Origin of the sequence: Saccharospirillum sp. (assembly GCF_039982735.1) — a bacterium.
Classification (GTDB): Bacteria; Pseudomonadota; Gammaproteobacteria; order Pseudomonadales; family Natronospirillaceae; genus Saccharospirillum.
In genome coordinates this window covers 62,599-76,222 of the sequence record NZ_JBDWXV010000018.1, presented here as the reverse complement: position 1 = coordinate 76,222, position 13,624 = coordinate 62,599, and the positions used below count along the sequence as shown (strand labels likewise).

The window sequence follows — 13,624 nt, the reverse complement described above, 5'->3', positions numbered from 1 at the left end:
ATGCCGAAGTTAAGCCTACATGGACGTATTCACGGCGCCCTCGCAAGAGCAACCCTGCCACCCTGTGCGGGTTCATGGCTACACCCTTAGACCCCACTCTGAACTCGACTCGAGGGAAGGACAAAGGCTGGCAACGAAACCTAGTCAGTGCCACCATCGTCCTTGAACCGGGCCTTGTCGAGGCCGTGCTTTTTCATCTTGTCATAAAGTGTTTTGCGCGCCAGCCCCAAGTGGACCATGGTGTCTTTTATACTGCCCTGGCATGCCTGCAACGCATTCTCGAGCACTGAACGCTCGAAGGCATCAACCAGCTCGGCCAGTGTTTGTCGGCCCGCCACCTCGGTTGAATAGGAGCTCTCGGAATCTTCCAGGGCGCTCGGGCCCATCAGCACATAGCGTTCGGCCCGGTTGCGCAATTCACGGACATTGCCGGGCCAGCTGTGACGTAACAGCTGACCAACTTGCTGGGTATTGAGCGGAATGCTTTCCCGGTCATAGCGGGCGGCTGCGATCAGCGCGAAGTGATGGAACAGCATGGGAATGTCTTCCTTGCGTTCGCGCAGTGGGGGAATATCGATTTGTATAACGTTCAGCCGGTAATAGAGATCTTCCCGAAAATCACCCTGTTCGCTCAGCTTTTTCAAATCGGTTTTGGTCGCCGCGATGATGCGTACATCGACATCGATGCTGGTGTTGCTGCCCAGTCGCTCCACCTTGCGCTCTTCCAGAACCCGCAGCAGTTTTACCTGCAGCGGCAACGGCATGCTTTCCAGCTCATCCAGAAAAATGGTGCCTTTGTGGGCATGTTCGAATTTGCCGATGCGTTTTTTGTCAGCGCCGGTGAAAGCGCCTGCTTCATGGCCAAAGAGTTCACTTTCAATCAGGTTTTCGGGCACGGCACCGCAATTGATAGCAACAAAGTTGTGCTGGCTGCGCGGGCTGGTCTCATGAATGTAGCGGGCGATAGCATCCTTGCCGGAGCCTGTCTCGCCATGCAACAACATATCGGCCGAGGTTTCGGCCAGACTATCGAGCATCGACATCACCCGTTTCATGCTCGCCGACTCACCGCCCAGCAAGCGCGGGCCCGGGCGTACAAATTGCCGCAGCTGCGCCTTCAGCATGCGGTTTTCGAGCGCCAGTTGCCGCTTTTCGATCGCACGTTTGAGCAACTCAATCAATTCATCGTGATTGAACGGTTTTTCGATGAAATCATAGGCACCCTGCTGCATCGCCGTAACCGCCGTGCTGATGTCGCCCTGACCCGTTAGCATGATGACCGGAATGGATTCATCAATGGCCCGTACCCGGTTCAGCACGCCCAGTCCATCGAGCCCGGGCATGTGATAGTCGCACAGCACCACGCCCTGAAAATCCGGTTTGAGCTCGGCCAGGGCCGAGGCACCGTCCGCATAGCCCCGTGCCGTTAAGTCTTCCAGCGCCAGCGTCTGTAACATGACCTGCCGTAGCGTCGATTCATCGTCAATAAACATTACATCAATGGCAGTCATTCCGACGTCTCTCTTCGATTCAGCTCTACAATAAACTCAGCCCCCCGGGCATCGGTCCGGTTGCGTCCGGTCAATTGCCCGCCGAGCGCATCAACAATTTGCCGCGATATGGACAACCCCAAACCCAACCCCTGCTTCAGGGATTTGGTGGTAAAAAAAGGTTCGAATAACTGTTCGGTATTGGCTGGCAAACCCGGACCGTTATCCAGCACCCGGCACACCCAGTGCATTGGTTTTGTAACCAGTTGCACCGTTACCGTCGGTGACTCGCTCGACTCGACAGCATGTAACGCATTGGCCACAAGATTCACCAGCACCTGCTCGATACGAATCAGGTCGCCATGCACAAAAGCCGGAAAGTCTGGCCGTTGCCAGTCGATCTGAACACTGTCACTGTGGTCCTGAGCCTGAATGATTTTTAGCGCAGCGTCGATGGGCAAGCGCAAATCGACCGTGGAAGGTGGGCCTTCCGATTTGCGCGCGAAGACCTTGAACTGGCGGGTCAGTTCGGCCATTTTGTCACACAACCCAACAATTTCACCCAGGTTGGACTGTACCGTTTGCGAATCACCACGTTCAAGAAAACGCTGGCTGTTGCGCGCATAGGCCTGGATGGCGGTTAACGGCTGGTTCATTTCGTGATTGAGCCCGGCTGACATCTGGCCCAGCACCGCCAGCTTGGCGGCCTGAATCAGCTCCTGCTGGGTTTCCTTAAGTTCTTTCTCGGCCCTTTCCCGTTCGTGGATTTCAGCTTTGAGCTGCTGGTTCGAGGCTTCGAGATCCGCAGTGCGTGCGGCTACCCGATGCTCCAACTGTACACCCCTCTCGGCCAGTTCGGCTTCGCGCCGGTACCGTTCACGCAGGTAAAGCCAGGTCAGAAAGCAGCCAAGGTAAACCAGAGTTCCGGCGATTAAAAACTGCACCTGCGTCCAGAGTACCTGATCGGTACCAATCAGCACCCTGAGTGTCCAGTCCAGTTGCGGTAAGGGAGTATCGACACTGAGGTATTCCTGCTGATTGTTACCGGTATTGATGGCCACCCGAACCGACTGTTCACCCACCCCCCAGGGGCGGCCACGCTCGGCCTTGGGAATGGGCGTCAGAGGTTCATCGAAATACCGGCGTTGCGCCCGAATATCAGCCAGGCGCTGATCAGAAATGGGTTCGAACGCCCGATAGAGCCAGTTCGGGCGGCTGGCCAGAAAGCTGACGCCATCGAGGTCCAGCACCACCATCTCGGCCACCGAAAAGGATTCTGGACGACGCCACTGCGATTCCAGCTCGTTGACCTGAATTTTTACCGCGATCACACCCAGTGGCCGATCGGGTTCCTGATCTGAGGTTACTGTGTGCGAAAAGTACAGCCCGCGTTCATTGGTGGTAATACCGAGGGCGTAATACAGCGCATCGCCATTGCGCTCCATGGCTTCAAAAAAGTAGGGGCGAAACGCAAAGTTGCGTCCGATAAAACTGGTCGGCAACTCATAATTATTGGCGGCAATCGTCAGCCCGTTGGTGTTCATCAGATAGACGTCGGAGCTGGCGACAATGGTCGCCATGCGTTTCATTTCTTCATTGGCCGCCAGCACCAGATCCGGATTACCCGGATCGCGCAGCACGTCCAGCATCACCGGATGCTGCGCCATCAGCTCCGGGATGGGCCGGTAGCGGTTCAGTTCGTTGGCGACCAGTTGGGAGTACCGGAAGGATTCATCCAGACTTTCCCGCTCCACCTGCCGATACCCCACCCAAGAGCCCAGAACCCAGGACACCAGACAGGTCAGCACAAACAACAACAGACCCCAGGTACGGTATTTCATGCTCGGTTCCCATTACAGTTCGTGGAGGTGTCAGCTAACGCGTTTAACAATCAGCCAATTCTACCCGAATTACTGCCCGACAGTGACCAGGTTGAACCGGCCGCCCAATCACCGACGCCCTAAACAAAACAACCCGCAAGCCGGAGTCGACTTGCGGGTTGATATCCGCTTCGGCGCGGCTAAATCAGCCCGCCTTCATTGGCATTGCGTCATCAGGGCTGGGTTTGAACCAGGCGCCCGTTGATCACCTTCTGCACAAAGAAAGCGATGGCACCGGCCGCAACGCCTGCCAGGTCAGTATAGATACCGCCTTCTATCATCAAGAACGCCGCAATGATCAACAAAATGCGCAGGTACCAGGGCGCGGCGTACCGCAAGAACCAGGCCTGTACACCCGACGACAGCAAGTAAACACCTACAATCGCGGTCACCAGCGCACGGATAATGGCCAAAGGTTCTGCGTCCATCAACAGGGCACTGTTGTAGAAGAACATAAAGGGCACAATGAACGCAGCCAGACCCATTTTAAACGACGCAACGGACGTCTCCATGGCCTTGGCCCCGGATATCGCCGCCGCCGCATAGGAAGCCAGCGCCACCGGAGGCGTAATGGCAGACACTACCGCGAAGTAGAACACGAAGAAGTGCGCCGTCAATGCCGGGATACCCATCTGCACCAGGCCTGGCGCAACCACCGATGCCGCAACGGCATAGGCCGCTGTAGTCGGCATACCCATTCCCAACAAAATGGAAATGCACATGGCGAAGAACAGGGCCAGCAGCTGGCTGGCTTCTGCCACGCCCAGCAGCAGAGAACTGAAGCGTGCACCCACACCCGTCAGCGAAATAACCGCGACAATAATACCGGCACAAGCGCAGACGACAATGATCTGTATCGACATGTAAGCGGCTATTTCAAGCGCCTTCAGAATCGACTTTATGCCCATCTTGTTCGGCGAAATCCAGCTGACAACCGCCGCTGACACCGTCGCCAGGGTACCGGCGCGAATGACCGAGTAGCCCATAAACAGAGCCCCGATCAGGATGATAATAGGGATAAACAGATACACCTGGCGCACCATGCGCCGCAGCGAAGGCAGTTCATCGTCGCGCATGCCGCGCATGCCCGTTCTGGCCGCTTCCAAATCGACCATGAAATAGACCGAGGCAAAATACAGTATGGCCGGAATAATGGCGGCGATCGCGATTTCCGTATAAGGGATACCGGTAATCTCAGCCATGATGAAGGCACCAGCACCCATGATCGGTGGCATAATCTGGCCACCGGTAGACGCCGCCGCTTCAACCGCACCGGCTGATGTCTTGTTGTAGCCCACTTTCTTCATCAGCGGAATGGTCAGCGAGCCGGTGGACACCACGTTACCGGCACTGGTGCCGTTGATCATCCCCATCAAACCGGAGGCAAAAATGGCCACTTTGGCAGGGCCGCCACGCGCGCGACCGGCCATCGCAAACGCGAAGTTCACAAAGTAGTCACCCACCTTGGACGCTTGCAGGAAGGCAGCAAATATAATGAACAGAATAATGTAGGTCGATGACACAGCCGTGGTTGGCCCCAGGACACCAGCATCGGTATATACCTGGCTGAAGAAGCGCTGCACGCTCAGGCCGGGGTAGCCGAGGAAGCCCGGCAGGTAAGGACCAAAGAAAACATAGCCCAGGAACACCAGGGAAATAATCACCAGCGCATAGCCCGCGACGCGACGCGTCAGCTCAAAAATCAGCGCCGTACCGGCAACGGCGGCGAACGAAATACCAACCGGTGCGAACGACGTACCTGTGCTCATACGAATGGAGGTATTGAAGACAATCACCAGGTAGCTGGCCACCGACATGGCGCATACCACCAATACCAGATCTGGCACAGAGAACACGCTTCTGTCACGACGATGCAACCAGCTCAGCACAATGCCCAGGCCCGTCACGGCCAGCAGTGGCCAGCCGAATCGCCAGGTTTCCATCTCAACCGGCAAGCGCAAGGTGCCGCCAGACAGAATATTTTGCATGATGGCCGTTTGCACCAGCACATAAAAGGCTGGCACCAGCAAGGCAACCCCCGCCCAGGTAGTCCATGATGCGCCCTGTTCACCTTTCTCACTCTCTACAAAGCGAGCTCCGGAAAACAGGATAAAACCAAGAATAGAGGCACCGCAAACGTGAAGAATCCGGAATGCCCAGGTTTCCAACGGCGCGATGTTCAACGTATAGAGGTGAAAGGCTGAATAGAGTATCGATAATGCCATGATCAGCCACAGCATCGGGCCGACAAACTGCCGGCGATTAGGCTCAATCGGTTCGTCATCAACCCCTGCCGCCACAACTACATCGTCAATGGACTCGACGTCTGTCGACTCCGGGGTGTTTTTTTCAGTTGTCATAAGTCTGACCCATACCCAAACAGGCAAACGGGTGGCCCAAAGGCCACCCTGTTTCTGGAACAAAGGCTTTTATTAAAGCCGAATGATTACTTGATCAGGCTGGCGTCAATGGTGTAACCATTTTCGTTGAACCAGCGTGCTGCCCCGGCATGGAACGGGATAAAGGTATTTTTGTCGTAGTTCGCAGGGATTGAGCTTCTGGCTGAGTTATGGATAGACACCATGTCATCATTGTTTTCCATGGTCAGCTTGGTTGCTTCATACACAAAGCTTTCTGGCAGTGAGCAATCTGCTATCGCAAAATTCCACATGGAAACCGCTCTCGCATCCTCGGTCAGCGTCGTGTAGGTGCTGGCAGGAATACTGAATTCGGAGACCGGAAACGCAGCCATGACAGTGTTCATCTCGTCTTCGGTGAACTCAATAATGTTCACATCGGTTTGTACTTCCAACTGACTGACGGCAGGAATTGGAATACCGGCGGCAAACGCGATCACATCCAGCAAACCATCCTGCAGCTGAGTACCCAGGTCGCTCCAGCCACCATTGCGGCGTTCGAAGTCCACACCAAGCGTCTCCAGCATAGCCGGGAAATAGGTGTCAGAGGTCGAACCCGCAGGGCCAAAACCAATGCGGGCACCGGCAGGAATGTCGCTGATGCTTTGAATGCCCGAGTCAGACAGCGCCGTTACGGAAAACGGAGTCTGGTACATGGGGAACATGGCGCAGACGTTATCCATCATCAGGCCAGGGGCAAGTGGACTGTTCCCTTCCATAGACTCACGAGCAGGGCCCATGGTGGTCAGGCCAAACGCCACTTCGCCGGTATGAACAAGCGCCATGTTCTGCATCGGCCCGCCGGTAATTTCCGATCCACCGCTTACACCCAAGTTTTCTGCCACAAAGTTAGCCCAGCCTGTGCCGTAGGCGAAATAGGTCCCGCCCTGGCTGGCCGTTCCGACAGTAAAGTTAGTTGGCCAGTCTGACCGGTCTTCGGCGATCGCAACGCCGGCGGTCATGACAGAGGCAGACAGTGCCGCAAGGGCAAACATACGTTTGGACATCATTGAAACTCCAGTTTGTTGTTGTCGTTGTCGTTAACACATAAACGTTAGGGTTAACATCTGGTAGCTACCAGTGTAGTGCGTTTTCGTTCTTATTCGAGCGTTCAGTCGACCGGCATTACATCGGCCACCGGCTCTGCGCACCAAGACAGTAGCAAAGCGCGGGCCAATGCACCGAAAGCAGGCAAACCGGGGCTTTCAGAACGAACAGACGCCTATACTGGGTCAGCTATTACCCACCGCCAGGCGAGTGTTGGGTGTAAACCCACCCATTCTCTGAAGACCCAGCAGGATTCACCGGCGTCGACACTGCGCCAGTCCCCAAGTCGGGGCAGTCAGTGCTGCCACATTGCGGTAAACTGGCGTCCGCAACCCCACTCTTACCCCATTCTCAGGAGTTTAAACTGGTGCTGACCCTGCCTGCGCCCGCCAAACTGAATCTAATGCTGCATATAGTCGGACGCCGGCCAGACGGCTATCACCGCCTGCAAACGCTGTTTCAACTGCTCGATTTTGGTGACACTCTGACACTGGAGCCCCTGGCGCGGCCCGACATTGAGTTGTCTTGTTCAGACCCTGAACTGGCGCCAGCCGACAACCTGGTAATGCGTGCCGCCCGGGCCCTGCAACCGCTTACCGGAAACCGCACCGGCGCCAGGCTGCACCTGAACAAACAGCTGCCTGCCGGAGGCGGCCTCGGTGGCGGCAGCTCCGACTGCGCGACTGCGTTACTGGGGCTAAACAAGCTCTGGTCACTAAACCTTTCTATTGACGAGCTGGCAGACATTGGCTTGTCGCTCGGCGCCGACGTCCCGGTTTTTGTGCGCGGCCATTCTGCCTGGGCTGAGGGCGTCGGCGAGCAATTAACGCCTGTCGACTTGCCGCTGAACTGGTTTGTTGTGGTTCATCCCGGGGTTCACGTCAGCACGGCTGAATTGTTCAGCCATCCTCAATTGACACGTCATACCCCAGTCAGCACAATACGCACCGCACTGACCGGGGCCGGACACAACGATTTTGAGCCCCTGGTCAGAGCACTCTATCCTGATATTGATCTTGCCTTTACAGCGCTCAGCGCCCTAGCCGGCGACGGGGCCGATACGGTCAGACTCAGCGGGAGCGGGTCCAGTATGTTCATTAAGACGCGAAGCGAAATGGCAGCCCAACAGATTCTGAGCAGCATTCAAGATCACCACCCCGGCTATCGCGCTTTTGCCGCACGGGGGGTTAATCAGTCGCCTCTGCACCAGGCCCTGGCCAGACAGGGCTGATCGCAACACCAGTTTCCAGGCAGGTGGTTGCGAGAACCACCTGACGTATGTTCAAGCAAACGCCAACAAGGGTGGTTCGAAGTGTCGAAAATGATGGTATTCACGGGGAACGCCAACCCCGAACTCGCCAACCAGGTGGTTGAGCGTCTCTGTATTCCCATGGGGGACGCCACCATTACCCAGTTCAGCGATGGTGAAACCGCCATTGACATCAATGAGAATGTCCGTGGCGCCGACGTTTTCATTATTCAGCCCACCTGCGCCCCAACAAACGATAACCTAATGGAAGTCATACTGCTGGCCGATGCACTGCGCCGCGCTTCTGCAGGCCGTATTACGGCGGTCATGCCCTATTTCGGTTATGCCCGACAGGACCGTCGCCCTCGCAGTTCGCGTGTACCCATTTCAGCCAAGGTGGTTGCCGACATGCTGACGGTGGTGGGGATCGACCGAATTCTGACCGTAGACTTGCACGCCGACCAGATACAGGGCTTTTTCAGCATCCCGGTCGACAACATCTATGGGTCGCCCATTCTGCTCGACGACATACAACGCCAAGACTTTGAAGACCTGATCGTGGTCTCGCCCGATGTCGGTGGCGTGGTTCGGGCAAGAGCCGTCGCCAAGCAACTGGGGGCCGACCTGGCCATCATCGACAAGCGCCGGCCCAAGGCCAACCAGGCAGAAATCATGCACATCATTGGTGATGTCAAAGACCGCACCTGCGTTATTGTCGATGACATGGTCGACACCGCCGGCACGCTTTGCCAGGCAGCAGAGGCACTGGTCAAGCACGGTGCCCACAAAGTGGTCGCCTATGCGGTTCATCCGGTACTCAGTGGACCGGCCGTTGAGCGCATTGCCAACTCAAACCTCGAATTGGTGGTCACCGATACGATTCCCCTCTCGGATGCTGCAAAAAACTGTGCTAATATCCGCCAGCTTTCTATGGCAGGGATTCTTGCTGAGTCCATGCGCCGTGTTAGCAATGAGGAATCAATCAGTGCAATGTTCCGTTAATTCGGAACATTTACCGACTTTTCCCAGCTAAATTCGCTTATCGGGAGTCACCCGATACTTTTAAAAACGGTACCGCCCAGACTGGTCGCGGTCTGTGGTACCTATATTTGGAGAAACACCATGTCCGATTCTTTTGCATTAAACGCCGAAGTGCGTGAGCTTGCAGGAAAGGGTGCGAGCCGCCGCCTGCGTAAAGAAGGCAAAGTACCTGCCATCATTTACGGTGGCGCCAAGAACCGCAAGCCAACCAGCCTGACTCTGGAAGCTCGCGAACTGGTCAAGGCACTGAACAACGAAGCTTTCTTTTCTCACGTCCTGACCATCAACATCGATGGCAAGGAAGAACAGGCCATTCTGATGGACCTTCAGCGCCACCCTGCCAAGGGTCACCCGCTGCACGCTGACTTTGAACGTGTCACCAAGTCCAGCGTAGTCCACAAGAAAGTGCCATTGCACTTCGTTAATGAAGACCAGTGCAAAGCGGTGAAACTGCAAGGCGGCAAGATCCAGCACAGCGCCACCGACGTCGACATCACCTGTAAAGTGAGCGACCTGCCCGAATTCATCGAAGTCGACATGGCCAAGATTGAACTGGGTACCGTGCTGCACCTGAGCGACCTGGTGTTGCCAAAAGGTGTAGAACTGGTTGAACTGAACAAGGGTGCAGACCACGACGCACCGGTTGTCTCCGTTGTTAAGCCAGCTGGCATTATTGACGATGCAGACGACGCCGAAGAAGACGCTGCTGAAGAATAAGTAGCGCCATCTGAACGTAAAAAGGGCCTCAGGGCCCTTTTTTTGCTCAGGCAGCTTGGAAAATGGCCCCCATTCTCCAAACTGCTTTCATTACCAAGGTTGCACAGTGGCACCCTCATGAATGACCCTATTGAGATGATTGTCGGTCTGGGTAACCCCGGAACCCAATACGACCACACCCGGCACAATGCGGGCTTCGAGTACGTCGATGCACTGGCTGAAGCCGTTGGTGGCCAATGGAAGCTCGACAGCAAATACCAGGCAATGACGGCAAAAGTGCGCATTGGCAACGCCGACGTCTGGTTGCTCAAACCCATGACCTTTATGAACCGCAGCGGCCAGAGCGTCGCTGCGCTGGCACAGTTTTATAAGATACCGGCCGAACGAATTCTGGTAGCACATGACGAGCTGGACTTGCCCGCCGGCGTGGCTCGCCTTAAGAAAGGCGGTGGCCATGGCGGTCACAATGGCTTGCGCGACATCATTGCCTGCCTGGCGAACAATCGGGATTTTTACCGGTTGCGTCTGGGCATTGGCCACCCGGGATCGGCGAGCCAGGTAGTCAGCTACGTGCTGTCAAAAGCACACCCCGACGACCGGATCAGCCTGGCCAGAGCTCTGGACGCCGCAGTCGAGCAAACCCCCCTGTGCGTTGCCGGACACTGGCAAAAAGCCATGAACCAATTACACCAATTCAAAGCAGACTGACCTCTGCCTTCAGGAGACCCCCAGCATGGGCATTAAATGTGGCATCGTCGGACTACCCAATGTCGGTAAATCCACCCTTTTCAACGCCCTGACCCAGGCCGGTATCGATGCGGAAAACTTCCCGTTCTGCACCATCGAGCCCAACACCGGTGTGGTGCCGGTACCGGATCCGCGTCAGGACAAGCTGGTCGAGATCGTCAAGCCCGAGCGCACCATCCCTACTACCATGGAATTCGTGGATATTGCCGGCCTGGTCGCCGGTGCGTCCAAAGGAGAAGGGCTCGGCAACCAGTTTCTGGCCAACATTCGCGAAACCGATGCCATTGCCCACGTTGTGCGTTGCTTCGAGAACGACAACGTCATCCATGTTGCCAACAAGATCGACCCGGCATCGGATATCGAAATCATCAATACCGAGCTGGCCCTGGCTGACCTCGATATGCTCGAAAAACAACTGCTGAAACTGCAGAAGAAAGCCAAGGGACAAGACAAAGACGCCATTCGTCAGGTCGCCGTTCTGGAGAAGATTCGCCCGGCCCTGAACGAAGCGCGCCCGATTCGCAGCGTAACGCTGACCGACGACGAAAAAGCGGATCTGAAGCCTTTTTTCTTTCTGACCACCAAGCCTACGCTCTACATCGCCAACGTTGATGAGGATGGCTTCGACAACAACCCCATGCTTGACCGGGTCCGTGAAATAGCCTCCACCGAAAACGCTGAGGTCGTGGCCATCTGCAACAAGCTCGAATCCGAGATTGCAGAGCTTGAAGACGATGAAAAAACCGAGTTCCTGGCCGACCTGGGCATGGAAGAGCCCGGCCTGAACCGGGTTATCCGGGCGGCTTATTCTCTGCTTGGCCTGCAAACTTACTTTACGGCCGGTGTCAAAGAGGTTCGCGCCTGGACCGTCAAGGTGGGGGCAACGGCACCTCAGGCTGCCGGCGTGATTCATACTGACTTCGAGAAAGGCTTCATCCGTTCAGAAACCATCTCCTACGATGACTTTGTCGCCTACAACGGTGAAGCTGGAGCAAAGGAAGCGGGTAAATGGCGACTTGAAGGTAAGGAATACATCGTAAAAGACGGCGATGTGATGCATTTTCGCTTCAACGTCTAGCAGGCTGTTGAATTGCGACAGAAAGCCGACAGACTGCTCTGGAACACGGATGTTCCGGCACAATTGAAGACAGCTAAGCCATTGATTTTGTGAGAGAAGCAAAAATCACACTGTTTGCTTCTCATGGTTTGAAAAAGACAGGAGGCCTTTTTCAACAAGCGGTTAATCGTCCCGCTAAAAGTGGACTGTTCCGGGTCACCGCCCCCCACCTTAGTGGAATAGACATTTTCTGTTGGAATGCTAATTTAAGAGTAACGTCTCAATAGAAGACCACTATCGATGCTGCTCTCACTGCTTTCCGGAATTATTCTGGGCCTGTCTGCCTGGTTACTGCTTCTCATTCCAATGCCAGCCTGGCAAGCTACTATAGCGCTGGCATTGCTGGTGGTAGCCAGTCACGAGGTTCATCGCCGACTGCGTGCCCGGCGAGATCAGACCAATCACTCTGAGCAACCGATATCAGCCGATTCGGAATCTCTGACGCACATTGCCGGTGCCGCTCAGCGTATAGCCATCGGTGGCGCAACACTCTCCAATTTTCTCGATAAACTGGCCCGCGCACTGGCAATGCAAGTTAAGCACGCCCAGCAGGTCGCCGATCGCATTGAAGTGCTCGAAACATCGGGTGCGCAATTGTCATCCAATGTCAGCCAGTCACATGAGCATGTATCCATCGCCACCCAAGACATGAGCCGCATTGATAGTGCTCTGGTGGACATCGCCAACCAACGCGACACCTTGCTGACCCAAATGGAAAGCACCAACGCCGTACTTACCGCGCTGAAAGACAAGGCTGACTCCATCAGCCACATCACGCACACCATCAATCAACTGGCCGACCAGACCAATCTGCTTGCCCTCAACGCCGCCATTGAAGCAGCGCGCGCCGGTGAATACGGACGAGGGTTCTCGGTTGTAGCCGATGAAGTCCGCAACCTGGCCAACAAAACAAGCGAAGCCACCAAAGGGATTGAAACTCTCCTGTCCAGAGTGTCTGCAGACAGCGTCAGCTCCGTTGCTGCCATGTCGACCCTGAGCGACATCGCCAATGCCATGTCAGCCCAGATCAGCCAGGCTAGCGAAGATGTCAACAACACTGCCGAGAGCACCCGCAAAGCCAGTCAGGCCATGGAGTCGGTCAGCGAATCACTCACCCTCTTTGATGAAGCTAAGGGAGGCATCTCCAGCGATGTCACGGCCTTGCACGAATCCATCACCAGAATCGACAAGGACCTGGAAGAAACCTCAGCCAAGGCCATTCAACTGAGTCACGAAACCGAAGACATTTTTCGACAGCTGCACGACTTTGAGCTGGACGATCGCAACCACAAGATTCAGGCGTTGTGCCTGACAACCGCAGAGCGAATAGGCAAGCGGTTCGAGCAGGCCATTGAACAAGGGGAAATCACCCGCGAGGCGCTGTTCGATTTCAACTATCAGCGCATACCGAACACTGAGCCACCCAAGTACAAGACCGGCTTCGACACTTTCACCGATAAAATTCTACCGGATATTCAAGAGCCCATTCTTCAGGCCAACTCCGATATCGTCTACGCCGGTGCGGTTGATGTGAACGGCTACTTCCCGACCCATAATCTCAAGTTCTCTAAACCTTTAACCGGCAACCCCGAGACTGATCTGGTGGCCAACCGCACCAAGCGAATATTTAATGACTACACCGGCGCCCGTTGCGGCTCCAATACCGAACGCTTTCTACTGCAAACCTACAAGCGGGATACCGGTGAAGTCATGCACGACCTTTCATCCCCGATCTACGTGAATGGCAAGCACTGGGGTGGATTTAGAGTCGGTTACGCACCGGAAGAGTAAGAGTAGGAAGGAAAGAAAGAAAGAATGAAGAGTGTGTCGCGGGGTGAGGCCTGGCGACTCCGGGAAAATTGATTTAATAGATTAATCGTTCGCCGAATAGATAAGCAGCGGTTACCTGGGGTGCCCCT

The 13,624-nt window shown here is 55.5% G+C and carries 10 protein-coding genes; 6 read left to right on the top strand and 4 right to left on the bottom strand.

Annotation, left to right across the window (positions count from 1 at the left end; translation table 11 throughout):
* Nucleotides 1–140 precede the first annotated feature (140 nt).
* The 4 genes from ABJT94_RS16045 to ABJT94_RS16030 form a co-directional block, all read right to left on the bottom strand.
* Nucleotides 141–1,511 carry a sigma-54 dependent transcriptional regulator gene (locus ABJT94_RS16045; protein WP_348476452.1) on the bottom strand — a complete coding sequence of 457 codons (1,371 nt, stop codon included), beginning with the start codon at nucleotides 1,509–1,511 and terminating at the stop codon, nucleotides 141–143.
* Nucleotides 1,508–3,331 (bottom strand): ATP-binding protein, encoded by a 1,824-nt coding sequence (locus tag ABJT94_RS16040; protein WP_348476451.1) that lies wholly within the window; start codon nucleotides 3,329–3,331, stop codon nucleotides 1,508–1,510. Before ABJT94_RS16040 ends, ABJT94_RS16045 begins: the two co-directional genes overlap by 4 nt.
* 212 nt (nucleotides 3,332–3,543) lie before the next feature.
* The gene (locus ABJT94_RS16035; RefSeq protein ID WP_348476449.1) at nucleotides 3,544–5,730 is read right to left on the bottom strand and encodes a TRAP transporter fused permease subunit; all 2,187 of its coding nucleotides are present in this window, start codon (nucleotides 5,728–5,730) and stop codon (nucleotides 3,544–3,546) included.
* An 86-nt stretch (nucleotides 5,731–5,816) separates the two neighbouring features.
* On the bottom strand, nucleotides 5,817–6,782 hold the full coding sequence (locus ABJT94_RS16030) for a TAXI family TRAP transporter solute-binding subunit (RefSeq protein WP_348476571.1): 966 nt from the start codon (nucleotides 6,780–6,782) through the stop codon (nucleotides 5,817–5,819).
* Nucleotides 6,783–7,201: 419 nt separating this feature from the next.
* On the opposite strand from ABJT94_RS16030, the gene ispE reads away from it, so the two are divergent.
* The 6 genes from ispE (at nucleotide 7,202) to ABJT94_RS16000 (ending at nucleotide 13,496) form a co-directional block, all read left to right on the top strand.
* Nucleotides 7,202–8,065 (top strand): 4-(cytidine 5'-diphospho)-2-C-methyl-D-erythritol kinase, encoded by an 864-nt coding sequence (gene ispE / locus ABJT94_RS16025; RefSeq protein ID WP_348476448.1) that lies wholly within the window; start codon nucleotides 7,202–7,204, stop codon nucleotides 8,063–8,065.
* A 90-nt stretch (nucleotides 8,066–8,155) separates the two neighbouring features.
* On the top strand, nucleotides 8,156–9,085 hold the full coding sequence (locus tag ABJT94_RS16020; protein WP_348476447.1) for a ribose-phosphate pyrophosphokinase: 930 nt from the start codon (nucleotides 8,156–8,158) through the stop codon (nucleotides 9,083–9,085).
* A 120-nt stretch (nucleotides 9,086–9,205) separates the two neighbouring features.
* Entirely contained in the window at nucleotides 9,206–9,841 is a 636-nt protein-coding gene (locus tag ABJT94_RS16015) for a 50S ribosomal protein L25/general stress protein Ctc (protein WP_127555684.1), read from the top strand.
* Nucleotides 9,842–9,958: 117 nt separating this feature from the next.
* Nucleotides 9,959–10,549 (top strand): aminoacyl-tRNA hydrolase, encoded by a 591-nt coding sequence (pth, locus tag ABJT94_RS16010; protein ID WP_127555685.1) that lies wholly within the window; start codon nucleotides 9,959–9,961, stop codon nucleotides 10,547–10,549.
* A gap of 25 nt (nucleotides 10,550–10,574) precedes the next feature.
* On the top strand, nucleotides 10,575–11,666 hold the full coding sequence (gene ychF / locus ABJT94_RS16005) for a redox-regulated ATPase YchF (protein ID WP_348476446.1): 1,092 nt from the start codon (nucleotides 10,575–10,577) through the stop codon (nucleotides 11,664–11,666).
* Between the two features lie 279 nt (nucleotides 11,667–11,945).
* On the top strand, nucleotides 11,946–13,496 hold the full coding sequence (locus ABJT94_RS16000; protein ID WP_348476444.1) for a methyl-accepting chemotaxis protein: 1,551 nt from the start codon (nucleotides 11,946–11,948) through the stop codon (nucleotides 13,494–13,496).
* Nucleotides 13,497–13,624: the final 128 nt, after the last annotated feature.